The sequence below is a fragment of the Wocania ichthyoenteri Th78 genome (assembly GCF_000789235.1).
GTDB classification, from domain to species: Bacteria; Bacteroidota; Bacteroidia; order Flavobacteriales; family Flavobacteriaceae; genus Wocania_A; species Wocania_A ichthyoenteri.
In genome coordinates this window covers 2,774,211-2,801,013 of the sequence record NZ_KN525716.1, presented here as the reverse complement: position 1 = coordinate 2,801,013, position 26,803 = coordinate 2,774,211, and the positions used below count along the sequence as shown (strand labels likewise).

The window sequence follows — 26,803 nt, the reverse complement described above, 5'->3', positions numbered from 1 at the left end:
ACCTAGTATATTATCATCTTTACTAGTAAGTTCTCTTTACCAATTTCCGCCTAAATCATCATATTCAACTTATAGAGATTTTAATTTCTCCATTAAATCCTTATTAATAATATATTTTCTTGTTTTATTTGAGCCTGTGAAATCAATAAGTTTATTTTCATTCATTAAAGTCATATCTCTTTGCATAGTTGCTCTACCAACATCAAAAGTATCTTGAAGACTTCTTAAACTTAGACTTTCCTCTATATAAAGTAAAACAAGTTCTTGTTTAAGTCTACTTTTTACCGCATCATTTGTTGCATCACTTATTGCATCATTTATCGCATCACTTATTGCAGTATTTACTGCATCACTTATTGCATCATTTGTCGCATCAATGCTTTTATTTTTTAAATCAGAATGTCTTTTAGCTACAGAAGCTAGAGGTCCATTAAAAGTTAAAATAACTTCTCCTTTACTTTGTTTCCAAGTTGGGGATTTAAGTCCTGCAATTTTACATTCTTCATTTATCTTAACTGTTCCTCTTCCTAGTTTATCAATTAAACCTCTGAGAAAAACAATATGAGCGATATCTGGATTAACAGGAAAAGAGCGATGATTCTTTTTTAAATCTCTTATAGCAATTTCTTCAGGTAATTTACCACTATTAGCTATAACAAGTTTATCAGGATATATGCTTATGGTTAATTGACTATTATAACTACTGTAGTCTCTATGCATTAAAGCATTAATAATTCCTTCCTGTAATGCTTTTACTGGGTATCTAAAGTCTATTCGTTTCCAATTTTTATCATCAAAATGACTCTTTGTTCCTAAATTGTAAATATAACTTTCAAGCTTATCTCTTAAAACAAATAAATTTCCTTCTAAAGCTTCATCACGAATTAGACTATTATCAGTTTTACTATTAGCATATTCCGTTATTCTAACTCTAGATTGTGGAAGAAACTTAGATGTATTTTTTGAGAATAAAATTACACAAGCATTAGTATACGCACCATTAGTCATTAAACCATAATGGTTTAAAAATTCTTGTAAATCATTACCTTGATAACTGCTTCTATAATTTTCTTTAGATTCTATTAATGTATTCTTAATAAGCTTATGGTCTAAATCATCCCAAGCAAATCCTAAAAAAACTTGTCGCTCCCAATGTTGTTCATCAACTTCTCTTTGATGTATTAATCTTGATATTTCTTTTGAAGTAGCTTTAACCGTATTAGAACCTCTACGATAGTAGATATTACCATCATAAATATAAGGCTGCTTGCTTCCTTCGGAAACTTTAAGAATAATAATGGCTTTATCATTAATGTGTTCAATCGATAAATCTATGGGTGTGTCCGGAACTATTTCTTCAATTAGGTGTTTTCTTAAATCCTCACTAACTTGTTCAACATTATCTATTCCTTTTATTTCTCCTTTATCTGAAATACCAATTAAAACTCGTCCACCTTCAGAATTTAAGAGCGCGCTTACAGAATTACCAATCGATTTTTTATTAGCATTTATCTTAAATTCTATGGCGTTAGTCTCGCCTTCTTTAAGAATGTCCTTTATTTCTTTATTTCTTGTCATCCTTTAAAGCATTTAAATCGTTAGTAAGTCTGGTTTTGTTCTCAAATTGACTTGCAACAAACGGTGCGCCATCCTTTGCAAACTTATAAAACTCATGCGCCCACAATCGTTTTTCCATTGGCTCTCCGTCTCCAATAGCCTCATTATACATATCAATAACCCTTAAATCGTCCATTAATGGTGTCTTCTTTAACAATTTAAAGTCATTTCTTTTACCATCTTCATCATACATAAATTGCTTTAATAAAGTACGAGCAAATGTAACAGAACTGTGAGCCAAAAAACCTCTAGGTTTATCTAATTCTATTGCTCTTTGAAACTCCAAATGTGTTATTCCAGATCCATAGTGAGGCAAAATTATTCCAAAGAAAAAATCACATTCTTCAACTGCTTTTAAACAAGATTCGGTTGGCGATTTTCCAGGAATGTTGTAAACAGTTCCCATATGAGAACAAATAACATCATATCCATAACCTTTTAATATCCCGAAAATTTGTTCAATTTCAGTTTTGAAGTGGTATACCGTTGAAGACAACATTATCTTTAAAGGTTTTTCTGCCATATATTTAATTTCTTTTTTCCTCAAATAAAACTTTAAAGATAATAAATGTATTTTTTAGATAAAGGTAACAGGTCTATTTAAATATCGACCTAGCCTCTTCATAAACCCTATCAAAATTAGCTTGCAAATCAGCATCTGAATAGTCTTGTTGTTTCGTTGGTAATAGCTTTTCAATTTTAGGAAGTTTAAATTGTACTTTCCTGTCCTTTCCATCTGCAAAAGTAATAAATTCGCCTTCTTTTAGTCTGAAGAACACATCTGCTCTAATTTTAGCGACTTCACGTTCTCCTGTTGTAATTCGTGTATCAAAATTGAGATTGTGTCCTCGATTTACGCTAGTGGTTTCTTTCTTTACGATTTCAAAAAAGCGTTCGTAATACTTCGCTGTGTCTGGATCGTTTACCTTTCCGAAGAATTGATACGATAAATTACTTAGAATTGCTTTACTCGCTTTATCTCCATACATCATATCATTCTGTATTTTGTCTTGCATTACGTAAATCGTCGCAATATCATAACTACGCAATGTGGCTGGAATTCTATGCATATTCAACAATCTAATCGTTGGTGCTTCTTCCATCAATAAAAACGAAGCATTAGAATTTCTCACACTCATTTGCTTTGTAATCGTGTGAATAATAGTTGCTATAATTGGCGAATAGGCAGTTTCGTATTTAGGGTTATTGACGACTGAAATTACTAAAGGTTGTTCCTGGCTATTTATATCGAGTGGAACATCATCTGAAGAAAGCGCCATAAAAATACGTTGCGTACTTATTTTTTTGAGCGCATTGGCCAAAGTACTTTTTACACCAGCGGTTTGCCTGTCGGAATCCTTACCACTAATAAAAGCATCTGCCATCGCTCTCGATGTTGTATTCTTACTCAAAAATGCAATTAGACTTGAAGTATTTAGATATTGGTAAACAGCTATTAAGTGTGGTAATGTACAATATTGCGGATGTGAGGTTCTTAACTTCCAAATCAATCCACCAATTAAGCCTTCTGCTGCATCATTGAAAAATTTTGTTGTTCCTATACTTCCGGACTCTCTTTGTTCTAATAAGTTTTCTATAAGTACTCTTGCAACCTCATTTACGCTTTCTTCATTGGTCATATATCTTGGTGCAATTGGATTCACTCGATCATGAATATTATCGAATGAAATCACTTTGAAATCAATCTCGTTTTTTTCAAATAAGGGAAATGCCATTTCTGTGATTTCAAAATTCTTGTAATCGTGAATCACACCAGAAAATTTATGCCTGCTAAAATGCTGAAGAAAATTGAAAACAACACTTTCTGTTTTTCCGCTTCCTGCAGAACCAATTATGGAAGCGCCTCGTTTGATGTTGTTAATTTTAAAACTTCCTCCTTTTATTTTAAAATGAACTTGATGTTTATCATTGGAATCCATAATTTCATTTTCCTTGTGAAGAAATACATATAAAACTGTATTAATCAGTAAAAGCGGACAACCAATATATAGAAGCTGGATAACCCAATGCATTAAATAAGGACTTAATTTAAAAAGTAGTCCTAAGCAAATTACAGTTAAAATAAGATTTATAAAAAAAGCATATCGGGTCATTTTGAAAAGACTAGAGAACACTAAGCTCATTCCAAATAATAACCCAATCGTAAATGTGATTCCTTGTATTTCCATTTTATATACCTATTGAACCTGATTTAATTGCTATGTCCACACCACGTTTTAAATACCTTATGGTTTTAAGCGCTATTTGGACTTGATTTGTTGGAATACTTGCAATGGGTACTCCAGATTTAGCAAGCATTTTAAAAGCAACTGCTTTTTCGCTTGCAGGCAATCCTAACAATGTTGTGAAGTACAACTTTGGATTCTTAATAAAATCTTTTTTCGATTTATAGGATTCTGCATAGTTGCGTTTGTAGCTAAAAGTTTTGTCAAAAGTGGTTTCAGCTTTTGTGAAAAACGCATCTCTATCAAACCCACGTTTTACAATTTTACCATGCATCGTAACTTCTGAAGCTTTGTATTTAGATCCTGGCGATAAACTCACAGAATTTGATGCATCCTTTCGACTCACGATAATATGAATATGACTTTGATTACCCGCTTTTTTCATCCCTTGAACAATCCGTTTTCCATTTTGTTGGTGTGGTGCTTCAGCTTCAAGTTTGGCTATATCGGATTTCATTTTCTTGATATTGCCTTCTAATTGACCTTGTTCAATTTTCCGAATATCAGTTTTTAGCTGAAGTATTTTAGTGGCAAAAGGTTGGTTTTCTTTTACCTGTTTATCTGTGCCTTTGAATGTTCTTTGATGCTCAATTTTCGCAAAATATTTTATGTCGTCAACGGTTATAGGTTTACCATTAATTTCTCGATTGAAAGACGTTGCATAATCGTTCATTATGGCTCTGGTATATTTCTTTAAATCTTCAGAATTATTCTGTAATTCTCTCAATTCATATTTACTAGGACTAACTGTAATTGAATAAAATTTAGGTTCTTTCTTTTTGAGTTTTGCAGTATTGCCATCGATTTCTTTGACCACGTCTTTGGCGTCAATTTCATCTCCATATTGATTAAAAAAATGTTCCACATCTTCTTGCTCCAAACCTTGATTTTCCTTCTCCAGATACTCAGCAAAATTCGCAGAACTTTGTGAATAATCTCCTCCTAATTTTTGAGCTGTAATTGTAATATACATAATATTATAATTGATTATTTGAATCATTTTTTTCTACAAATAGTACTTCCTTCTCTTTGACCTCTTTCTCTAAAATCAATTTTTCTTTCTTTGGTTCAAACTCCATAAATAAAGATTGCAACATTGCAGTTGTCGGTTTATCATGGTTCTTTTCAATGTCTTTTATAATGGCAATTACTGCTTCAGTACGTTTACGATTCTTTAATAGTTCAATCAAAAGACTTGGCTCTTTTTTATCAAATGGCGAGAACCCGTGCCATTCAAAAAAATCGACCATGGCATCCAAAGTTTCCGATTGTGGTTTAGCAAATTTTTTTGATAGTTTACGAAAACGCTTTACTACATGGCGCTTTAAATTGATTGCTAAATAGTCGTATTCATATTTGTCCTTAACTTTCATTTTTCAATAAACTTTTTCAATGTTTTCGGTGTTTTTCGCATGGTTTTCAATAAACTTTTTGGAACAGAGCCATTCAAATAAGTGTTCAAAAACCAAATAAACAACTGATATTCAATGAATTGAATATCAAATCAATATATATAACATCGCGCTAGCGTGTTACCCTCTTGCTATTCCTTTTCGTCCAGCTCGCTGGACAAAAAAAATACCATTTCATCCAAAAATGTAATGGCTTTTTAACGATTGCTAATTGTAATTCGATTTTTTAAGAGTGTTATTCTTGAAGTTTAAAAGTATCTTTAAGGAATGGCTCTTTTTGTTGCAGAATATAAAATAACATGACAAAAAAGACCTCTAAATAATTAGAGGTCCTGGGTTAATAATTCAATTATAAATCTTTTAAATGTTAAAAACATAACTGTAAGTGTATAAATTTTTAATCATTTCTTCGTCTATCAGGCTATCATAATCTGCGCCAGTTTCGTCAACATACTTTTTAATGGAATCTCCATAAAGATATGTAACGTGTTCTCTTGAAACTTGTAAAAGTTCCTCTTGCTTTTCCGAACTCAAATCTTGAAATTTAATATAAATCATATCTCAAAAATTTAATATTCACTTGGAAGCATCAGCGTATTATCTACAAAAAATAATCGCAATTCATCCAAAGGAAAATCGGTTACATTATATCGGTGCGTTTCAAAAATTTTATCATTTCCATCACTATAATTAATGATGGCTTCACATTGCTTTTCAAACTGTTCCTTTTCAGAAAGTCGTTTAAAATCGATGGTAATAAATTCACTTCTGTTCGATAAACTTTTTGCAATTACGGATGCATCTGTAATCAACCAAAAGCATTCCGCTTCGTTGGCTAAATATTTTAATCCATCTGTAAAACGAGTTCCAATTAATGGAATTTTAAAGAACATTTCTGTACCACAAAAATGTTGCAAATCGGCTTTTATTTTGTTAACTTTATCATTCATTGTAATTCTATTTAATAAGATTAATAATGAAAAAGAGAGCGCATCTTTCCACAGGAACGCTCTCTTTTAATTTTCAATTATTCCGTAGCGTTATCGCCTTTAATTCCTAAAAGAAGAATTTCATCTACGACCACTTCGGTAACGTATCTTTTTTCTCCCTCTTTAGTTTCATAAGAGCGTGAGGTTAATTTGCCTTCAAGTGCTACTTCTTTTCCTTTGCCAACATATTTCTCTACGATTTCGGCAATCTTTCCCCATGCTACAATATTGTGCCATTGGGTGTTTGTCACTTTTTCGCCTTTAGAATCCTTATAAGATTCATTTGTAGCGATTGAAAATTTCGCAACTTTCTTTCCACTTTCAAGGTTTGTGATTTCTGGCTCGTTTCCCACGTTGCCAATTAACTGTACTTTGTTTCTTAGAGTACTCATAATTAAAAAATTTAAAGATTAATATTGACCTATCTGAACCATTCAGAAAGGCTTTGTTATTGATTTACTTATTATATCCAGAGCGTTTTCCTTTTTTTGTTTTTTTAACTTTTGTTCCGCTTCCTTTTTATTGATTTTGTAAGATTTCATAAGATTCATTTTAGATTTACTTCCCATAGAGCCGACGCTGTTACCTTCTTTTTGTTGCTTAGTGCTTTCGATATTCAGCTTTGTTTAGACATATAAAAAGTGCGAGGCACGAGCCTGATTATGCTGTCGTTCAAAGCTGAATGTTGTTATTTTGCTGTCAAAAAAAGGTATGACGGTGTTGGATTACGGAAGTGATTCTAAATTCTTTGTGAAATACAAAATCATAGGAAGTGGAACAAAATGCAAATACATTTTTACTTATTTGGCGGACTTGATTCGCGCTTTTTACTTGTAATGAAGTGTTCCTTTCCAGAGAATCGGAAAGGGTTAACGGAATGAAAAGTCAAAAGTGTGGATTATGTCCAAGACCTTTGTTAATGAAGCTCTTTTTCTGGAATGCAGTTTTTACGGAATGGAAGGAAATGTGTTGAATGGGATATAAAAATTGATTTCTACTGGTTATTTCAAACAGCTTGTTTGTATAATTAGTTGGATGGTTTAGCAAATCAAAAAACCGAATAAAAAATTTGCGAGGAATTTCGTAAGTAGGTTTGTACTAGCAATTAATTTTATACGACTTAGCTGCTCGTTTTATTACTTCCAATATTAGTCTATTCCAAGTCTTTTATGCATATCCTGCCATTCTTTACCAAATTCAATTTTTTCCATCGCAGCTTTTCGTTTTTCTTCTGGCAAACATTGTATACAAGTTGGATATTGAATGCCTTTATAATGTTTTTTACATTTGGGGCATAATTCCATTTTGTGTAAGTCAAAACTAGATGCACATTTTTTGCAAGCCGTTATTGTATCTTCAAAGGACAGATACTTAATGTTGTCGCTTAAATAAAGTAAAAAAGCCTTTTTTTCAATCGTTTCAGAATCTTTATTTTTTGCTAATTCTCTTTGCAACCAATACCGAATATTTGATAGGTTGTGTTTGTTTCTCCATTTATCTTTTGAAATAAAACACTTATCTCGAACTTCATATGCATCCTCATCCTGATAAAAAATAGAAATAAGTTCGATTTCCGACCTATAAATCGCTTCTTCAAATTCGTGCTTACAATCCGCACAACGATATTTTGGAATTTTCCTTACCCTTTCGCTGGGATTTTTACACATACAATTTGGGCACAAAGGAATTGGGACATATTCATATTTTTTTAGAATATGAGCAGTAAATTCAGATTTATCAATGTTTGGATTAGTGTTTATGTAATCCTTCGCATAAGTTCTTATTATTTCTCTTTTAAATTCTGAATATTTTTTTGGGTGGGAAAGATGCTGTATCGTTAATGTTTCTTTACTACTACATATTTCGCATTTTTCTTTAATGAATTTTGACCTTCTATCCTTCCAATCTTTTGTATGCCAAGACCGTTGTCCTTCTTTGAAGTCACTCCAACATTTTTCTTTTGCAAGTTCTAGCCCAATCTCGTTATTTGCGAGTTTGTCCCTTAATTCTATAAGTCCATGATATGTCAACATTTCGAACTGTTCTATGAATTATAAATATAATGTTATAACGTAAAAAAAGCAGAGATAAAATGACTTTTATTGAAAATGTTTATTATTAAAACAGCTTCTCTTGAATATCTAAAATACCATCTTCTTTTGAAACTTTATTCTTTTTCAAAATACCTTTTAGAGCTTTTCTTCGTTTATCATAAATCCATAGTCTCAGGTTTTTTAAGAGTCCTTTTTCATAATCAGACAGTTCTTTTGGTGCTATTTCAATCATAGCTTCTAATTGGTCTTTACTTTTGGTCTGCATTGCATATTGAAGTCCTAGCCATGTATAAATGTTTGCCCATTCTGTCTGCATGGGTGCTTCATAAGTTCTTGGCATCATATAGGCTAAAGTCTCTGTAAGTGATGCCATTTTATCTCCTGTCATTGAGCAAATGATTCGTGATAATTTGATTCTACCAAGTATATCTTTTGGTATAGTATCTTGCCATGCAGATTTAAAAACTATGATTGGACTTGCAAGACAATCCATAAAATCGAAAACGAAATCACTCTTATCCTTTTTAGTTGGTTTTACAACTTTATCTTTTGCTGATATCGGCTTACGTTCAAAACCGAAATCGAACTGAACTACTTTTAAATTTTCCATGATGTGAGATTTTAAATTAAACACTATCTAATAATACTTGATAATTTGAAGGATGCTTATCTCTGTAATACGCTAAATGACTTTCTCCACTATCTACATCGTACTTTTCACTACTTAATTGATAATGTTCTTCTGCTTCTTGTAATGTCATGTCGGGTTTTTCGGATACTTGTTTCATAATTCTAAGATTTTTTGATTAAACAATATTTGAGCAGTACCTAAACGGAAGCTAAAATCACAGCTCAAAAGGAAACGGAATAAATAAGCGTTGGATGATGGGTAGGCTTTATGCCGTAGTCTTTTGATGGGTGTATTTTACGAGTTTACCTTTGCGCTGATATTGATTGAATACTTTCTACTTACCCATTTTCATGAATACTATATAAAAAAAATAAGAGCCAGCACGAATGCTGACCCTTACTTCCAACAACAAAAGCTAATCGTTTAATTCCTGAATTTTCTTTTCAAGATTTCCTATTCGCTCTTTCAAACGTGTTTCACGCTTGTTTCTCTCTTCTACATATTCCTTTTCAATATTGGCAATTTTGGTTTTATAATACCCTTGCATCGCATTGTAGAATGAAATGTTTGTCAGGTTATTAACATGATTGCTTTCGCCAAAATGTACTTGCTTGGTAAGAATGTACCGAATCAACTTATAAAAGGTTTCCTTTTTGAAATTCTTTTTGAAATTCTCGACAGTTTCCACATCAGTCATCTTGGATGTGTTGCCTAATAATTTTGAAAAGTGTTTTTGTCGACCTACATAGTCCACATTATTTTCAAATAAGGTTAATGAGAAAGCCACCATCTCATCTACCGAAAGCGCTTTCTTCTTTTCAATATAATCGGTTTGACGAATCATCTGAACCATATCCTCAAACTGCTTGTTATGCTCAATGTGTCTTTTACGGATTTCCCTTTCGTTGATTTTCACGATTTGTTCTTCTGGTGTACAATCGGCCATTTTTCTATTGGCTATCGGCTCAGAATATGTAGAATTTTCCGTTTTTGAATCTTCTTTTATCTTCACAAAAATTACTTTATTTAGGTACGTTTTTGGATGAAACATAACACCATCTACAAATCCATTTTCCTTTGCGTAATTATATGTTTCCAACTCTTCCTTGTAATTCTCAATCGCTTCTTCTAGTTCAGTTTTTAGCTCCTCTTCAGAATAGTCGTAATGTTGGTATTCTGTCTTAATTGCTTCTATTGTAGGCTCAATTGGCTCTTCGATTATTTCAACATCATCCAGAAGGTAAACTTTCAATCCGTTTTGTTCCAATTGCGATATAATAAGCTGATTGTTGTCGTCATCAGCCCAATACTTGCGAATTTCAGGAATCAAAAGCACATTCTCTTTCTTCGATTTCTCAATCAAATTCAAAAACGACTTGCTTTTCTTCATTTCATAACAGGCTGATTTTGTACATACCATTTTGCCATCGCCAAACAAATTACCTTGATTTATTGCGTTGAACGGACATGTTGTACAGGCACCAACTTTGGTAATCAATTTTTCATCGATTACATCAAAAGGTGCTTTTTCCAAATCGTAGGTCTGGTTCTTAATCATCTGATTAATTTGATGTGTGTTAAAACTCTCTCCCATTGTTTCCAGCATCATTTGCTGTTCCTCTGGCTCGAAAAGCGCAACACCTACTCCTAATGAAATAGTCATTTCGCCATTACGAACAAATGTTTTAAAACCTTCAATTAGACCTGCTAATTTTAAACGTTGCCTTACAAAGTTTTCTGTTCTCCCCAACCGTTTTGAAATCTCCCTTGGCGAATATTTTTCGCTTAGGAATACTACCGCTTCGGCTTCTTCGGTAGGTTCAACATCTTGTCTTTGCAGATTTTCAATAATTTGAATTTCCAAAACATCATTATTATCATATTCCCTTACGATACTCGGAATTGTTTTCTTTTTCGCTAATTTGCTTGCACGATACCTACGTTCTCCCATTACAATGATGTAATCTTTTCCAGATTTTCGTACTGTAATTGGTTGTAGGACACCGTGTTCTTCGATGCTTTCAGATAGTTGCTTAAGTGCTTCCTCGTTAAAGGATTTTCTTGGTTGCATTGGGTCTGGGATAATCCTTCCAATACTTAGCTCTTGAACTTGAAGTCCAATGGCGCTTTGTGTCAATTTCTTTTTGACCTCATTTTTAACGGTGGTTTTTGCCTTTCCGTTTTTACTTGTAGTACTTGCTGTTGTTGTCATAATACTTAAATTTTAGATTAAACAATATTTTTGCAGAACCCAAACGGAAGACAAAATTTCTGCTCAAAAGGAAACGGAATAAATGAGTTGTTGGCGAAGCGTTGGCTTTATGCCGTAGTCTTTTGATGAGAATATTTTGCGAGTTTATCTTTGTACCAATATTGATATAGATATCTCTCCCTATTAAGCGGACGTTATTTCAAAGTTTTATATTGGGAATATAGCGTTCCTACTCCCAAAGTTTTGGGATTAGTCAGGATTAAGCGAAGTGGAAATCTAAAACTTTGGAATTGTGTCCAAGACTTCTGTTAGTGAAGCTCTTTTCCTGTAATGTAGAGCAACGGAATTAAAGGAAATGTGCTGAGTGAGCTTATTTCAGTATTATTCAAACTAAATAACCCCTGCAAAAGCAGGGGTTAGAATTAAATATATAAAATTATATTCTATTTATTAATTTTATTATTTCCATTGCATCTTCTGCAACCTCACAGCATTCAAAATGGCTAATAAAGCTACACCTACATCAGCAAATACCGCTTCCCACATTGTCGCCAAACCACCTGCGCCCAAAATCAGAACTATTACTTTTACTCCAAATGCTAAACCAATGTTTTGCCAAACTATTTTTCGGGTGGAACGACCTATTTTAATTGCTCTGACTACTTTTGAAGGTTGGTCAGTTTGAATAATAACATCTGCTGTTTCAATCGCTACATCACTACCTAATCCGCCCATTGCGATTCCTACATCGCTTGCTGCTAAAACTGGTGCGTCATTAATCCCATCTCCAATAAAAGCAATCTTATTATTAGGGTTCTGTTTTAAAATTTCAACTTCATTTAATTTATCTTCTGGTAGCAAACCTCCTTTGGCATTTTCAATTCCTAATTCTCTTGCTACTTGTTGAGTGATGGAATCTTTATCGCCAGAGAGCATCATAATGTTTTTAATACCTACTTTGTGCAATATTGTAATTGTTTCTTTTGCATCCTCTTTTAATTCGTCTGCTATCACAACATAACCAGCGAACTTATTATCTATTGCTACTAATACTATGGATTCTACAATAGAATCAGTTTCAGTTGGAACATCTATATTATTGGCAAGCATTAAGGCTTTGTTTCCAACTAAAATTGTTTTACCATTTACAATCCCTTTTAAACCTTTACCTGCGATTTCAGAAACGTCTTTAGCTTCAAAATCTTCTCCGTCTTCCTTATACTCCATTATGGCCTTTGCGATAGGATGTGTGGATTGTTCTTCTATAGCCATTAAGTACTTCATAAAATCAGATTCTTCCCAACCAATAGCCTTTACTTCTTTGATTTTAAAAACGCCTTTGGTAACAGTTCCAGTTTTATCCATTACCAACGTGTTAATTTTGGTCATTGCATCTAAAAACGAAGCTCCTTTGAACAAAATTCCATTTTTTGAAGCTGCTCCCAAACCACCGAAATAACCCAATGGAATGGATATAACCAGAGCACAAGGACAGGATATAACCAAAAATATTAAGGCACGATACAACCAATCTCTAAACACATAATCATCTACAAAAAGGTAAGGAATGAAAGTAACACCTATAGCCAAGAAAACAACAATGGGTGTGTAAATTCGAGCAAATTGTCTGATGAATAATTCTGTTTTTGATTTTCGCGCTGTGGCATTCTGTACCATATCGAGAATTCGAGCAATGGAACTATCCTTAAACTCTTTTGTGGTTTCGATTTCTATAACACCATCCATATTAATACTCCCTGCAAATACTTTTTCGTCTTTTGCAATCGTATCAGGTTTGCTTTCGCCAGTCAAAGCCGCTGTGTTAAATGAACCTTTTTCGGAAAGTAGAATACCATCCAAGGGAACTTTTTCTCCCACGCGTACTTGAACTTTTTCTCCAATTTCAACCGTCTCTGGACTTACAGAAATGTAATCATTATTCCGATAAACTAAAGCTTCATTAGGGCGTACATCGAGCAATGCTTTAATATTACTTTTTGCTCGATTGACTGCTGCACTCTGAAATAATTCTCCAACCGCATAAAAAAGCATTACTGCCACACCTTCGGGATATTCGCCAATAATGAATGCTCCTATGGTAGCAATAGACATTAAAAGGAACTCGGTAAAAAAATCGCCACTTTTAATGCTTTTCCAGCCTTCCTTTATAACAGGAAATCCAACTGGAATATAAGCTATAACATACCAAAGAATACGAATCCAACCAGAAAAATGTGGAAATACTTCAAAATAATCAACAGTAATTCCAACTATCAACATTACGAAACTGAAAATAGCTGGTAAATAGGTTTCAATATTTGAAACTTTTTTAGGACTGCTATGGTTATGACCATCATCGTTACTATGTTGTCCATCAGAACCTGGCTTTAAATCTCTTAGATTAACTTTCTTTTTTTTCATCAAGTTTTGTTTTAGCAACAACTTTTGTTTTGTTGAATTGGTGGACAAGGAACTGTACCATAAGAGCAATACACACAACAATCTCCTTCTTTTGGTTTCATTACCGTTTTGCAATTATCACATTCATAGAAGAATTGACAAGCATTTGTTGGCATATCTTCTTCTTTTTTATGACCACAGTTTGGGCAAGTGATTACTGATTTTAATATAATTTTCATTAGTTTTCTATTTTGTCAGTTATTTTGTAACCAGTTGAAATTATTGCTTTCTCAATTTCCCTCTTATTGGTTTTAGTTTTGTCAAATTCAATAATTGCATTACCCTTTTTGTATGAAGTATTTGAGTTAATAATTCCGTTGAGTTTATTTACTTCATGATTTACGTGTTCTTCGCAACTCGCACAGGTCATTCCATCTATTTTATATTCTGTTATTTTGATGTTTGATTTATCAACTACTATGACTTGCTTTTCTGTGTTTGGATAAAAAATACTTGAGTAATATGGAAACGCCAACATTATAATTGCGAATACTGTAATAATCCCTAGAAAGGTTTTTGATTGAATAAATTTTGGTTTTTCATCTGTTTCACATTCACAATCGATTTCTTTTTCTGGTTTCAGTTTTTGATACCAAGCAAAGACAAGTACTAATATTGTAAGTCCTATTAAATAAGGTCTAAATGGTTCTATCCAAGAAAAAGTTGAAGCTACACCACTTGTTCCTGCAATTAAAGCCAAAACAGGTGTGATACAACACAATGAAGCCGTAATTGCCGTTAGTAAACTAGTGATGACTAATTTGTTTTTCATAATTACTTTAATTATTTAATATTTATATCCAACGCCTTACTTTATTTACATACGCTAAATAATCATTACCAAACTCTCGTTCTAAAAATGCTTCTTCTAATCTAATTTGCGTATTTATACTTATAGTTGATAATGAAATTATCAATAGTGTAAAAGCATTTGGAATGACCAAAAACAATCCCATATTCGCAATCATAATTCCGAGAAAGATTGGGTTACGGGAAAATGAAAATAATCCTTTAGTTACAAGTTTCGTCTTATTCTTTTCATCAATTCCAATTCTCCACGAATTAGCCATATGTGATTGAGCAATCCAAACTATGATTAGAGAAATAATTAAAAATCCCCAACCAATTATGGATAAAATTTCATTTTCTATATACCAAAAAGGAAGTAAATATTTATACCATTCAATCTTAAAAGCGTAGATTCCAACAACAACTAATTCCATAAAAGTTATTACGGTAAATACCTTTCCATTAAAACCGTGAGCATCATCAGTTTTATTAAAGGTCAATGGATTAATGCCTGTTTTATTTTTTAATAAAATTGACCTGATTACAAATACAAATAGAAAGTAAATTATAAAGAAAATGAATAAAAGCATTGATTCCTATATTAATTATGGTGATACAAAAATGCTATAAAAACCAATGCAATGGAAGTGCAATTATTATCCACTACACTTATCACATATACCTTTTACAACCAAGTTTACATTTTCTGAAACAAAACCATCAGGTACTTTTATTTGAGGTATTTTATGGTCTGTTAAGCAAATGGTTTCATTACAATTATTACAATGAAAGTGTAAATGCAAATCAGTTTTTATATCGCAATTACAACCTTGTTCACATAACGCATATTTTGTAATCCCAGTACCATCATCTATTTGATGCACAATCGCTTTTTCCTCAAAAGTTTTTATAGTTCTGTATAATGTAGTTCTATCTGCTTTTACAAACGCATTTTCTATGTCACTTAAAGTAACAGCTACCTCTTTTTCTGCAAGAAACTTATAAATTAACATACGCATTGCTGTAACACGAATGCTTCTCGACTCTAATACTTGTTCTATTGTTTCCATAATTAATGTTCGTGTTCTGCTTCGCCCTTTTTCATTTCAGCAATTAAATAATATGCATTATTATAAGCAAATTTCATGGTTTTATCTTGCTCTTCAGTAAATTGAACAGCAATCCAATCGCCATCTTTTGCCCCTAAAAGCACTTCAATAGGTTTAAAACTCCAATCTTCATTTTCTCTTTCTACTGAAAAAACATAAAACCTATCGCCCTCTTTTATAATAGCACTTTCTGGTAATGCCTTAGTTTCTGTATTCTCAACTTGAATTTTACCTCTTATATACATCCCTGGAATTAGATTCCCTTTTTTGTTTTCAATTTCAGCGTGTACGTGAAGTGCTTTAGGATTATCTTCAAAAGTCTTACTTACCGAATAGATTTCAGCTGTAAGATCTTCTTCTGTATTGGACTGTAAATTGAAAATCACTTTTTGACCTTTCTTTACTTTATAAACGTCTTTTTCGAACACCATTAAATCTGCGTGAACGTGATGCGTGTTTACAATTTCAAAAAGTTCGGTTTGTGGCTCAACATATTGTCCTGTTTTAACTTCAACTTTTTGGACAAAGCCTTCTATTGGGCTTATTAATGATATACTTTGAGCAATTGTTCCATTTCGTATTGATGACGTGTTTATGTTTAATAGTCTCAATTGGGCTTCCAATCCGTTTACCATCGCTTTAGAGGCATCATATTCTGCTTCGGCTTTTTGAAAATTTGCACCAGAGCCAACTCCTGCATCATTTAATTTTTGTTGACGCTCGTAGTTCTTCTTTAAAAAATTACTGTTGCTAAAAGCATTCAAATAATCAGTCTGCATTTTTATAATATTAGGATGTGATAGATATGCAACCACTTGACCTTTTTTAACTTTATCGCCTTCAATAACTTTTATAGATACCACATTAGCACCAACTACAGAAGTTATTGCAGCTTCGTTTTGTGGTGGCACTTCCAATGTGCCATTCGCTTCTACATAACCGCTCATATTGCGCAATACCAAGGTGTCAGTTTTCATTTTTAAGGCGTCAAACTGTTGCTGTGAAAGCATCACTTCTTCTTCATCACTATGGGCTTCTTCAGCTTCTGGCTTTGCATCTTCATTGTGTTCATGACCATCGCCTTCTTTATGACTTTCTTTATTTCCACATGCAACAACTAAAAGTGAAACTGCAAGTAATGTTAAGATTATATATCGTGTGTTTTTCATTTTCTTATTTATTAAAATATTGTAGTTGAAATGTACTTTCTAAATAATTTATTAATGCTTCTTGAGCTTGTAATTCAGATTGGATAGCTTCTTTTATGAGTTGTGTAAATCCTGTATAATCTACCTCGCCTTCTCTATAGGCAAATAAAGCACCCACTTTTTGTTCTTTTACAAGTGGTAAAACCTCATTTTTATAGAAAAGCCAAGAGGTCTTCCATTTTTGATAATTCTCTTTTGATTGTAGAAACTTGGATTGTACTTCTTGTTTTTTAAACTGAATGTTCGTTTCGGCAATTTCCTTATCTATTTTTGCAGTTTCAACTTTTGCTTTATTTGTACCAGACAAAAAAGGAATAGAAACACCTGCTTGATACGTATAAAAACCTGAATTTCCATTTACATTTTGTAAACCACCTTGAAGATTTAACTTGGGTAAGTTATCTGCTTTGGCAGCTTTATATGTTGCTTCTGCTTCTGACACTTGTAATTGTGCTAGACCATATAAGGGATGTTCTTCTATGCTAAAAGTATCAACATCAATTTCATTGGTTATTTCAAAATCATTTGGAACCGTATAGAACGTATCAGAAACCAGCCATAGGTTTAACTGTTGTAATGCAATATTGTATTCACTTTTTGATTGCATAAATTTATTTTGAATCTGTAAGGCTTGATTTTTAGCTGCTGAATATTCTAACTTGGAAATAGCTTCAACTTCATAATTTAATGCTACTGCTTTTTCAAAATTGGTATATATAGAATCTAATTCTTTGTATAATTTATAATTCCTTTTACTCTGCAAGGCATTTGCCCACGCCTTTTTCACTTCCAATTCTAAATCTAATTCTGAAAGCTGAAACGCCTTTTGAGCTAATTGAATGCGTTGTTCTTGCAATCGCTTTTTTGCAGAAATACCGAACACATCAATGTTACTTTGACCAATTCCAATAGTCGTATAAATACCATTTCCGTTATTAATTTCCTCGCCTCCAGTAAAAATTTGAGATGTACCAAAATCGTAAGCTGTACTTTTTAACTGTTCTTGTTTGCTAATTTCTAATTGCTTTTGTTTTAAAAGCGGAAAATTTTCTTTTGATAATTTAACCGCTTCATTCATTGAAATAATTGGTAACGTATCATTAACTTCTTGGGCGTTTCCTGTTATTGGCAACAAAAACATAAAAGCTACCATTACAGTAACGATAATTACTTTTTTATTTGCTCTAAACTTGAATGATTTGCTTTCTACCCAATGATATAATATCGGCAACACGAACAATGTTAATAATGTAGAGGTTAGTAAACCACCAATTACAACCGTCGCTAAAGGTCTTTGTACTTCTGCACCAGCTGATGCTGAAATTGCCATAGGTAAAAACCCTAAAACATCTGTAAAAGCCGTCAGCATAATTGGCCTAATTCTTCGTTTTGTACCTTCTATAATTCTATCTTTAAGATTGGTAACACCTTCTTCTTTCAACTCATTCAGTCCGCTTATCATTACCAGACCGTTAAGAACAGCGACGCCAAACAAAACAATAAAACCTACACCTGCCGAAATACTAAAGGGCATATCCCTTAACCACAATGCTACTACACCACCAATGGTTGCCATAGGAATTGCGATATAAATCATTAAAGTTTGTGGCAACGATTTCAAAGCAAAATAAATAAGTACAAAAATGAGCAATAACGCAATTGGAACTACAGTTTGTAATCTGTTACTTGCACGTTCTAAGTTTTCAAATGCACCACCATACCTAATAAAATAGCCAGTTGGTAATTCAAGTTTAGCGTCTAACTTTGATTTAATCTCGGTTACTAAAGATTTTACATCACGCCCTCTTACATTAATACCAACATAGGTCCTTCTGTTTGTATTATCCCTGCTTATTTGCATTGGGCCTGCTTTGTAGCTTATATCTGCAACTTCACGAAGTGGAATTTGAGTACCAGACGGTAAATTAATATATAAATTTTGAACATCTGAAATATCCTTTCTGTTTTGAGAATTTAACCTTACCACTAAATCGAATCGCTTTTCGCCTTCAAAAATAATTCCTGCTGTTCCACCTGCAAAAGCCGATTGAACGATTTGATTTAAAGTATTTATTTGCAGTCCGTATTGTGCTAATTTATTTCTATTGTAGGTAATGGTCATTTGTGGTAAGCCTGTTGTGGCTTCGGCCTTCATATCTCCAATACCTTCTGTACCTGCAATAATTTGAGATATTTCTTCTGCTTTTTGAGACAGTACATTTATATCTTCTCCATAAAGTTTTATGGCAATGTCCTCTCTAACACCTTCTAGTAATTCGTTGAAGCGCATTTCGATAGGTTGTGTAAATTCATAGTTAACACCTGGAACGATTTCAACCGCTTCTTTCATCTTCTCTATCAATTCATCTTTTGTAATGGCTGTTGTCCATTCGCTTTTTGGCTTCAGAATTACAAAAACATCAGCCAAATCCATTGGCATTGGGTCTGTTGGAATTTCAGCAACACCAATTCGACTTACAATTTTTTCAACTTCTGGAAACTTTGCCTTTACAATTTGTTCAATTTTTGTAGTCGTTTCAATAGTTTCTTTAAGGGAACTACCTGGTTTTAAAATGGCGTGAAACGCAATATCTCCTTCATCAAGTTGTGGTATAAATTCGCCTCCCATTCTCGTAAACATAAAGACTGCAATACCAAATAAAACAACAGAAACACCAATTATTAGTTTACCTTTCTTTAAGGCTTTTTCTAACAACGGTTGATATTTACGTTCTACCCAATGCACAAATTTATCGCCATATGATTTTTTGTCGTTTTTTGGTGCTCTTAAAATCAAGGCAGACATCATTGGCACATAGGTCAAACAAAGCACCATGGCGCCAATCATTGCGAAAATGAATGTCAATGCCATTGGTTTAAACATTTTCCCTTCAATACCTTGTAAAGCCAGAATTGGAAGAAAAACAATAAGGATAATAAGCTGACCGAAAAACGCAGCATTCATCATTTTTTTTGAAGCATTTGAAGCTACCTTATCTCTTTCTTTTGCTGTAAGGCTCTTCTTTTTAAGTACTCGGGATGTAATGAGAAATACAGTACTTTCAACTATTATTACTGCTCCATCTACAATGATTCCAAAATCAATCGCACCCAAGCTCATTAGGTTTGCCCACACATCAAATACATTCATCAATATAAAGGCAAACAACAACGATAATGGGATAGTGGATGCTACTATTAAACCACCTCGCCAGTTTCCTAATAAAAAAATGAGTACAAATATTACAATTAATGCGCCTTCAATAAGGTTTGTTGCTACAGTTGATGTAGTTTCTGCTATTAATTTACTTCGGTCTAATAAAGGTTCAATAATTACACCTTCGGGTAATGACTTTTCTATTTGAGCCATGCGCTCTTTTACATTCTCGATAACATCGTTTGAATTAGCCCCTTTAAGCATCATTACCAAACCACCTACAACTTCGCCTTCGCCATCTTGTGTTAATGCGCCGTAACGTATAGCAGAGCCAAATTGCACTTTGGCAATGTCTCCAATAGTTATAGGAATATTATTTATATTTTTTACTGTAATTTTTTTAATATCATCCAAACTACGCACTAAGCCTTCGCCACGAATAAAATTGGCTTGATGGTTCTTTTCGATATATGCACCACCTGTATTTTGATTGTTGTTTTCCAACGCTTCAAAGACATCGGTAATTGTTAATCCGATTGCTCGCAACTCATTTGGGTCGACAGCGACTTCATATTGCTTAATTTTTCCACCAATAGCATTAACTTCAACAACACCCTCAACCATTGCCATTTGACGTTGTACTATCCAATCTTGCATGGTGCGCAAATCAGTAACCGAATATTTGTCCTTATATTCTGCTTTGACTTTAAGTGTGTATTGATATATTTCTCCAAGACCAGATGAAATAGGCCCCATTGAAGGTTCTCCGAATCCCTCGGGAATTTGTCCTTTAATGTCGTTGAGTTTTTCAGCGACTAATTGACGCGGCAGATATGTTCCCATATCATCGTCAAAAACTATGGTAACAACTGATAAGCCAAAACGAGAAATTGAACGAATTTCTTGAACATTAGGCAGATTACTCATTGCCACCTCTACTGGATAAGTAATAATTTGCTCAATATCCTCTGTTCCTAAATTTGGTGCTTGTGTAATGACTTGTACTTGGTTGTTGGTAATATCTGGAACAGCATCGATTGGTACTTGGGTCATACTCCAAATACCTGCTCCAACAATGGTAAGTGTTAGCAAACCAATGATGAATTTGTTATTGATTGAAAAATCAATGATTTTATTAATCATAGAATTATAGTTATAATGAATTTATAAATAAAGAATAGTTACCAACTGGTATCGATGGTAGCATAGATTTATAATATACCTGCGTTTGCAGGTATTCATTATACTTGTGGTGGTTGTAAAACGGAATTTGTGAAGTCTTTTTCTGAACCGTTTAGGTATAAAACATCTTTTGTGGAAATAAAAGATATGTCTAATTTTAAATCTGGAATATCAAAATGCACAGCACTTACATGGCAGCATTGACAAATACAAAAAGGCGAACATAAATCTGAATCTTGATGTTGATGGTCATTGTCCATTCCTTGTGAAATTTCTGTTTGAACCTCATTATCAAGCGTAGCATTATCTTCGCAAGGTGCTAAATTAAGCGCGAAAATATAAATTGATAATATGAAGGCTAAAAATTTCATCGTAGCAAAGATATAAATTATTTAATGCAATGGTGTTGCAAATAACGTATGCATGTAACTTTTATTATAGAAGAGCCTTAATTAACAAGGCTCTTCTATAATTATTATTAATGGTCATGGTCTGAATGATCCTCTTCATTTTTATCTCCTGATTGATTCATTACCATATCATGTTCATATTTACAACATCCTGGTAAATTACTGTAAGCTTCCTCATTTCCAGAAACCTTTTCAGTATCATAACCTGATGCTGCAATTGCGTTATGAATTGCCATTTCATCTGTTTTGGCATCATCAAAAGACACATCTATTTTCTTTTTATCGACATCCCATGTTGCATTTGCCACACCTTCAACTTTGTTAACAGCTTTTTCAATGGTTTTTTTACACATTCCGCAATTACCTCTAACACCAAAAGATATATCCGCCATAGCCATGTCTTTAGATACTTCCGTTTTTGTTTCTGTTGTTTCTTGCTTGGTTTCGTCTTTACAACTTGTTAAACCTATAGCCATTACTACTGCTAAACTTAAAATTACTTTTTTCATTGTTTTAAAATTTAATTGTTATTATTTGATTTTTACTATTCGATTACTTGTTTTACTTCTCCACAGGTTAGCATTGCGCCCCCAAAATATGGATTGATTACTTTTTCTTCCCTGCTCAACCAGTATGCACCGTTGTTATCGTCTACCATCGGGCAAAACTCAACAAAGACTTTTTCATTGATACCAAATGTCTGAATCGTACTAATTAAATGTGATGAGAGGTGCTTAAAATGATTTCGTTGTGATTCAATATTTGATGTGTTTGAAATTGATGTTGCCGATGCTTTTATTTCTTTTTCTAATGACATCCAATGACCATGAGCCTCTTTATCTTTTAATAGCTTCATATCAACCTTAGATAAATTACCCAATAGTCTTTTTGATTCTGTTATTACGTTATTAGATTCATCTTTAAGCAAAGCATCTTTTAATTTGATATAATCATTAAAAACGACTTTCAATTGATTCTTAAAGTCCTTAGACACTTTTATCCTCTCATTCATATTAGAATGATTCTCAATATTTACGGAAGGATTGTTTCCCATTCCAAGATGTCCTTCATGACCAGTCATAACTTTACCACCTTTTTTATTCATCATTGATTTTTTACCTTGTAATTGTGCTGCTCCATCAACAGTAAATGTTCCATTTGTTACTATCTCATCGTCAATACTCAAACCCTCTAACACCTCATAATTATCGCCAATTTGATTACCTAATGTAATAATGCGCATTTCAAAAATAGGTTGAGTAGGGTCTGTTTTAATATAGACAACAGAACGCTCTCCTGTCCATAAAACAGATGTAGATGGAATGGTCAATACGTGTTCGTTACTTGAATTCATTCCTTTAACTTTTCCTTCAACAAACATTCCTGGCTTAAAAACGTCCTGTTTATTGTTGAGTACAGCTCTTAATTTCACAGTTCTTGTTTTTGTATCTAAAACAGGGTCTATAAAATCTACTTTGGCTTTAAATTCTTTATTAGCATAAGCATTAGTAGTGACTGAAATCTCTTGTCCTTTTTTAAATAAATCGATTTGATTTTCATAAACATCAAAATTTGCCCAAACTGTTTTTAGATTAGCTATTTTGAGTAAAGGTTGACCTTGTTTGATATAATCCCCTTGTTCTACTAATTTTTCAAAAACTGTACCTGAAACCGTTGCATATACTGGAAAGTTTTCTTTAACCTTACCAGAAGTTTCAATTTGATTAATCTGATTTTCAGAGAGCTTCCACAATTTTAATTTGTTACGTACAGCTTTGTATAATGCAGGTTGTGATTCCTTTAATGAAGCTGCTGTGATAAGTTCTTGTTGCGCTGCATATAATTCTGGCGAATAAATAGTTGCTAATAACTGTCCTTTTCTAACTTCTTCGCCTGTAAAACTTACATTTAGACGTTCTATTCTTCCTGAAAAATAACTAACTTGAACTGCATTAGCTTCTTCATTCTCTACAATTTTCCCTGATAATTTAACTGTATTATCTTCTGTTTTACCTTTACCAACAATTGACGTTTGAATGTTTGCCAATGCCATAGCGTTTTCTGTAAGCTTGAATTGATCTGCTAATAAACCATCACTTCCACTTGCAGCAGGAATTAAATCCATACCACAAATTGGGCAATCGCCTGGTTCTGGTTGCATAACCTGTGGATGCATAGAACACGTCCACATTTGGTTGGTTTCTGTTGTTGCTTCGTGATTATGTTCAGTTTCTTTAGCAGATGAATTACCAAAAAGAAACCATCCTAACAAAAGTCCTACTGCTAATATTCCTATGTAAATGACTAATTTATTATTTTTCATTTTCTAATCGTTTTATCATTGCTTTCATTTCTTCTATTTCCTTACGTTGCGCTTCAATAATAGCATTTGCTAATTTTTTGACTTCTGGGTCTTGAATATCTGCTCGTTCACTTGTTAGTATGGCAATAGAATGATGAGGAATCATCCCTTTTAACCAAAGCACATCTCCTACAATTGGTGCTTGTGCTCTAACTAATCCTAATGCACTTACAAAAAGCACTAGGCTTCCTATAAGTATTGCTATATTCTTCTTTTTGTTTTTATACATTTTCAGCATGAATAATAGCATAATAACTGCCATCGTTGAAATCCCTAAGCAAACCATATAAAAGCGAGTCAAGCTGAAATATACATGGTCTATGGCATAGGTATTTAAGTACATGGTTATATACATTGCTATAAATGACAACCCTAACATTAAAAAAAATGTTTTATAGTTTCCTTTATTTGAGTGTTGATTTGAATTTTCCATAATTATTTGATTTTATAGTTAAACTTTAATTGTTCTTAATCTTAATGCGTTGGCTATAACTGAAACCGAACTAAAACTCATGGCTAATGCTGCAATCATAGGCGATAGTAAAATTCCGAAGAATGGGAACAAAACACCTGCTGCAATCGGCACACCTAATGTGTTATAGATAAGTGCAAAAAATAGATTCTGTTTAATGTTTTTCATTACAGCATCGCTTAAATTTCTGGCTTTTACAATACCGTGCAAATCGCCTTTTACCAAGGTTATCATGGCACTTTCTATAGCTACATCTGTTCCTGTACCCATTGCGACACCTACATCACTTTTAGCAAGTGCTGGTGCGTCATTAATACCATCGCCTGCCATAGCAACAACCTTTCCTTTTTCTTGTAGTTTCTCTACTTCTTTAAGTTTATCCTCAGGCAACATACTTGCTTTAAAATCTGTAAGATTTAATTCTGTTGCTACTGCTTGTGCTGTGTCGTGATTATCGCCTGTTAACATGATGACTTCAATACCTTTGTCTTGAAGTTCTTTAATGGCTTTGGCGCTAGTTTCCTTAATTTTATCGCCTATTACTACATAACCAGTAACCTTTTTATCTATTGATAAATAAGAAACTGTTTTCCCTTGTTTTTGATAAACTTTAGCTTCTTCCTCCATTTGCGAGGTTATCTCAGCATTGGCATAATCCATCATCTTAGGATTTCCTAATGCCACCTTTTTATTATTAACAGTAGCTTCTACACCTTTACCTGTAACGGCACTAAAATCTTCGGATTTTAAAATTTCTGCGTTTTGTTCTTTTCCATATTTAACGGTAGCTTCTGCCAATGGATGTTCGCTGTTTTTGTTCAATGAAACAATATATTCCAGAATATCACTTTCGCTAAAATCAGCATCAAAAGAACCTACTGTTTCAACGGTTGGTTTTCCTTCAGTAATTGTTCCTGTTTTATCTACAATTAGTGTCGTAACCTTATCCATTTTTTCAAGTGCTTCAGCATTTTTAATCAACACGCCATTTTGAGCACCTTTACCAACACCAACCATTACAGACATAGGTGTTGCCAATCCTAAAGCGCAAGGACAGGCTATTATCAAAACAGCGATAGCATTTACAAACGCATAAACATAAACTGGTTCTGGTCCCCAAATTGCCCAAACCGCAAAAGTTAGTAAAGAGATAATGACCACAACAGGCACAAAATAACCTGATACTTTATCGGCTAAATTTTGAATTGGCGCACGACTCCTACTGGCATTGTTAACCATATGGATGATTTGAGAGAGTAGCGTATCACTCCCCACTTTTTCAGCTTTCATTAAAAAAGATTGGTTGCCGTTTATTGTTCCGCTACTTACTTTATCATTTACTGTTTTATTAACAGGAATTGGCTCTCCAGTAATCATTGACTCATCAATGGTTGTATCTCCTTCTGTTATCGAACCATCCACAGGAATCTTATCGCCTGGTTTTACTTTTAGAATATCATTTAATTCAATAGCATCGATGGTAACTTCAACATCTTCGCCATCTACTACTTTTATAGCTTTATTGGGTGCTAGCTTTAACAATTCTTTTACTGCTGAATTGGTTTTACTATGCGCACGAGCTTCTAAAAGTTGACCTAAAAGCACTAATGTTAGAATGACGGTTGCTGCTTCAAAATAAACGTGTACTGCTCCAGATTCCGTTTTGAACTGACTTGGAAAAATATCTGGAAAAAACATACCAAAAATACTAAATAACCAAGCTACACCAGCACCTATTCCAATAAGTGTGAACATATTAAGATTCCAGGTTTTTATACTTTTATAGGCACGTTCAAAGAACATCCATGTTGCATAAAACACGACAGGAATTGATAATGCGAATTGAATCCAATTCCAATATTTTTGTTCCATGATGTCATACAATGGATTATTGGTCAACATTTCGCTCATTGCGATTAAGAAAATTGGCAATGTGAATATTACTGCAATCTTAAACTTCTTTAATAATTTTTTATAGGTCTTCTCTTCCGCTGAACTATCTGCTTCCATTGGCACTAAATCCATTCCGCATTTAGGACAAGCACCTGCTTCATCTTTTATTATTTCTGGATGCATAGGACACGTCCATTGTTCTGCTGAAGTTGTGGATAGATTTTGTTCTTCGACTAAATCCATGCCGCAGACAGGACAATCGCCTGGTTTGTCATAAGTTTTTTCGCCTTCGCAATGCATAGGACAATAAAACGTACCTGTGCCTTTTCCTTTTGGTTGTTTTTCCTTTTCTACTTTGGTATGATGATGCTCTCCTGCTTTATGAATACTATATTTTCTACCATCATTTTCTAAAGCTTCTTGAAACTTTTCTATTGGAATATGAGATTCCATTTCTATTGTTGCTTCTGCTTTTTCTAAATCAACAGAAGCCTTTGAAACACCTTCCACTTTTGAAAGTGTTTCTTCTACGTGACTGCGACAACCGTTGCAAGTCATTCCGTGTATGTGATATGTATGTTTCATTTTTTTATATTTTAA

General features: G+C 33.3%; 24 protein-coding genes. All 24 read right to left on the bottom strand.

Features of this window, described 5'->3' with window-relative positions:
• Positions 1 to 69: 69 nt before the first annotated feature.
• On the bottom strand, positions 70 to 1,578 hold the full coding sequence (locus tag RG22_RS12145) for an RNA-binding domain-containing protein (RefSeq protein WP_034043628.1): 1,509 nt from the start codon (positions 1,576 to 1,578) through the stop codon (positions 70 to 72).
• The gene (locus RG22_RS12140) at positions 1,565 to 2,140 is read right to left on the bottom strand and encodes a DUF4062 domain-containing protein (RefSeq protein WP_034043626.1); all 576 of its coding nucleotides are present in this window, start codon (positions 2,138 to 2,140) and stop codon (positions 1,565 to 1,567) included. The genes RG22_RS12145 and RG22_RS12140 overlap by 14 nt, the downstream gene beginning before the upstream one ends.
• Before the next feature lie 73 nt (positions 2,141 to 2,213).
• Positions 2,214 to 3,806 carry a type IV secretory system conjugative DNA transfer family protein gene (locus RG22_RS12135; RefSeq protein WP_034043624.1) on the bottom strand — a complete coding sequence of 531 codons (1,593 nt, stop codon included), beginning with the start codon at positions 3,804 to 3,806 and terminating at the stop codon, positions 2,214 to 2,216.
• A 1-nt stretch (position 3,807) separates the two neighbouring features.
• Positions 3,808 to 4,836: a MobB family relaxase gene (mobB, locus tag RG22_RS12130; protein ID WP_034046040.1), complete on the bottom strand. Its 1,029-nt coding sequence runs from the start codon at positions 4,834 to 4,836 to the stop codon at positions 3,808 to 3,810.
• Between the two features lie 4 nt (positions 4,837 to 4,840).
• The gene (locus tag RG22_RS12125; protein ID WP_034043622.1) at positions 4,841 to 5,236 is read right to left on the bottom strand and encodes a BfmA/BtgA family mobilization protein; all 396 of its coding nucleotides are present in this window, start codon (positions 5,234 to 5,236) and stop codon (positions 4,841 to 4,843) included.
• A 399-nt stretch (positions 5,237 to 5,635) separates the two neighbouring features.
• Positions 5,636 to 5,833 (bottom strand): hypothetical protein, encoded by a 198-nt coding sequence (locus RG22_RS12120; protein ID WP_034043620.1) that lies wholly within the window; start codon positions 5,831 to 5,833, stop codon positions 5,636 to 5,638.
• Between the two features lie 11 nt (positions 5,834 to 5,844).
• A complete protein-coding gene (locus RG22_RS12115) occupies positions 5,845 to 6,225 on the bottom strand; it encodes a DUF6876 family protein (protein WP_034043618.1) in 381 nt (126 codons plus the stop codon).
• A 77-nt stretch (positions 6,226 to 6,302) separates the two neighbouring features.
• Positions 6,303 to 6,656, bottom strand: coding sequence for a single-stranded DNA-binding protein (locus tag RG22_RS12110; RefSeq protein WP_034043616.1), 354 nt, complete (start codon positions 6,654 to 6,656; stop codon positions 6,303 to 6,305).
• A gap of 756 nt (positions 6,657 to 7,412) precedes the next feature.
• Positions 7,413 to 8,297, bottom strand: coding sequence for a hypothetical protein (locus RG22_RS12105; protein ID WP_034043614.1), 885 nt, complete (start codon positions 8,295 to 8,297; stop codon positions 7,413 to 7,415).
• A gap of 85 nt (positions 8,298 to 8,382) precedes the next feature.
• Positions 8,383 to 8,928, bottom strand: a complete 546-nt coding sequence (locus RG22_RS12100) for a hypothetical protein (protein WP_034043612.1) — start codon at positions 8,926 to 8,928, stop codon at positions 8,383 to 8,385.
• A gap of 16 nt (positions 8,929 to 8,944) precedes the next feature.
• On the bottom strand, positions 8,945 to 9,106 hold the full coding sequence (locus tag RG22_RS17895; protein ID WP_156113379.1) for a hypothetical protein: 162 nt from the start codon (positions 9,104 to 9,106) through the stop codon (positions 8,945 to 8,947).
• Positions 9,107 to 9,364: 258 nt separating this feature from the next.
• Positions 9,365 to 11,161, bottom strand: coding sequence for a ParB/RepB/Spo0J family partition protein (locus RG22_RS12095; protein WP_034043610.1), 1,797 nt, complete (start codon positions 11,159 to 11,161; stop codon positions 9,365 to 9,367).
• A gap of 459 nt (positions 11,162 to 11,620) precedes the next feature.
• Positions 11,621 to 13,582, bottom strand: a complete 1,962-nt coding sequence (locus RG22_RS12090; RefSeq protein ID WP_034043608.1) for a heavy metal translocating P-type ATPase — start codon at positions 13,580 to 13,582, stop codon at positions 11,621 to 11,623.
• Between the two features lie 11 nt (positions 13,583 to 13,593).
• Positions 13,594 to 13,800 (bottom strand): GDCCVxC domain-containing (seleno)protein, encoded by a 207-nt coding sequence (locus tag RG22_RS12085; protein WP_034043606.1) that lies wholly within the window; start codon positions 13,798 to 13,800, stop codon positions 13,594 to 13,596.
• Entirely contained in the window at positions 13,800 to 14,393 is a 594-nt protein-coding gene (merTP, locus tag RG22_RS12080) for a mercuric transport protein MerTP (protein WP_034043604.1), read from the bottom strand. The genes RG22_RS12085 and merTP overlap by 1 nt, the downstream gene beginning before the upstream one ends.
• Before the next feature lie 22 nt (positions 14,394 to 14,415).
• Complete coding sequence (locus RG22_RS12075) at positions 14,416 to 15,000, bottom strand: methyltransferase family protein (RefSeq protein WP_034043603.1); 585 nt, start codon at positions 14,998 to 15,000, stop codon at positions 14,416 to 14,418.
• A gap of 66 nt (positions 15,001 to 15,066) precedes the next feature.
• Positions 15,067 to 15,480, bottom strand: coding sequence for a Fur family transcriptional regulator (locus tag RG22_RS12070; RefSeq protein ID WP_034043602.1), 414 nt, complete (start codon positions 15,478 to 15,480; stop codon positions 15,067 to 15,069).
• 2 nt (positions 15,481 to 15,482) lie between these two features.
• Entirely contained in the window at positions 15,483 to 16,688 is a 1,206-nt protein-coding gene (locus tag RG22_RS12065; RefSeq protein ID WP_034043600.1) for an efflux RND transporter periplasmic adaptor subunit, read from the bottom strand.
• 4 nt (positions 16,689 to 16,692) lie between these two features.
• Positions 16,693 to 21,027: a CusA/CzcA family heavy metal efflux RND transporter gene (locus RG22_RS12060; protein WP_034043597.1), complete on the bottom strand. Its 4,335-nt coding sequence runs from the start codon at positions 21,025 to 21,027 to the stop codon at positions 16,693 to 16,695.
• A 98-nt stretch (positions 21,028 to 21,125) separates the two neighbouring features.
• Positions 21,126 to 21,437: a DUF6660 family protein gene (locus tag RG22_RS12055; protein WP_034043595.1), complete on the bottom strand. Its 312-nt coding sequence runs from the start codon at positions 21,435 to 21,437 to the stop codon at positions 21,126 to 21,128.
• A 107-nt stretch (positions 21,438 to 21,544) separates the two neighbouring features.
• Complete coding sequence (locus tag RG22_RS12050) at positions 21,545 to 21,985, bottom strand: heavy-metal-associated domain-containing protein (RefSeq protein WP_034043594.1); 441 nt, start codon at positions 21,983 to 21,985, stop codon at positions 21,545 to 21,547.
• 35 nt (positions 21,986 to 22,020) lie between these two features.
• Positions 22,021 to 23,799 (bottom strand): efflux RND transporter periplasmic adaptor subunit, encoded by a 1,779-nt coding sequence (locus tag RG22_RS12045; RefSeq protein WP_034043592.1) that lies wholly within the window; start codon positions 23,797 to 23,799, stop codon positions 22,021 to 22,023.
• Positions 23,789 to 24,271: a DUF305 domain-containing protein gene (locus RG22_RS12040; protein WP_034043590.1), complete on the bottom strand. Its 483-nt coding sequence runs from the start codon at positions 24,269 to 24,271 to the stop codon at positions 23,789 to 23,791. Before RG22_RS12040 ends, RG22_RS12045 begins: the two co-directional genes overlap by 11 nt.
• 18 nt (positions 24,272 to 24,289) lie before the next feature.
• Positions 24,290 to 26,788, bottom strand: a complete 2,499-nt coding sequence (locus RG22_RS12035; RefSeq protein WP_034043588.1) for a heavy metal translocating P-type ATPase — start codon at positions 26,786 to 26,788, stop codon at positions 24,290 to 24,292.
• Positions 26,789 to 26,803: the final 15 nt, after the last annotated feature.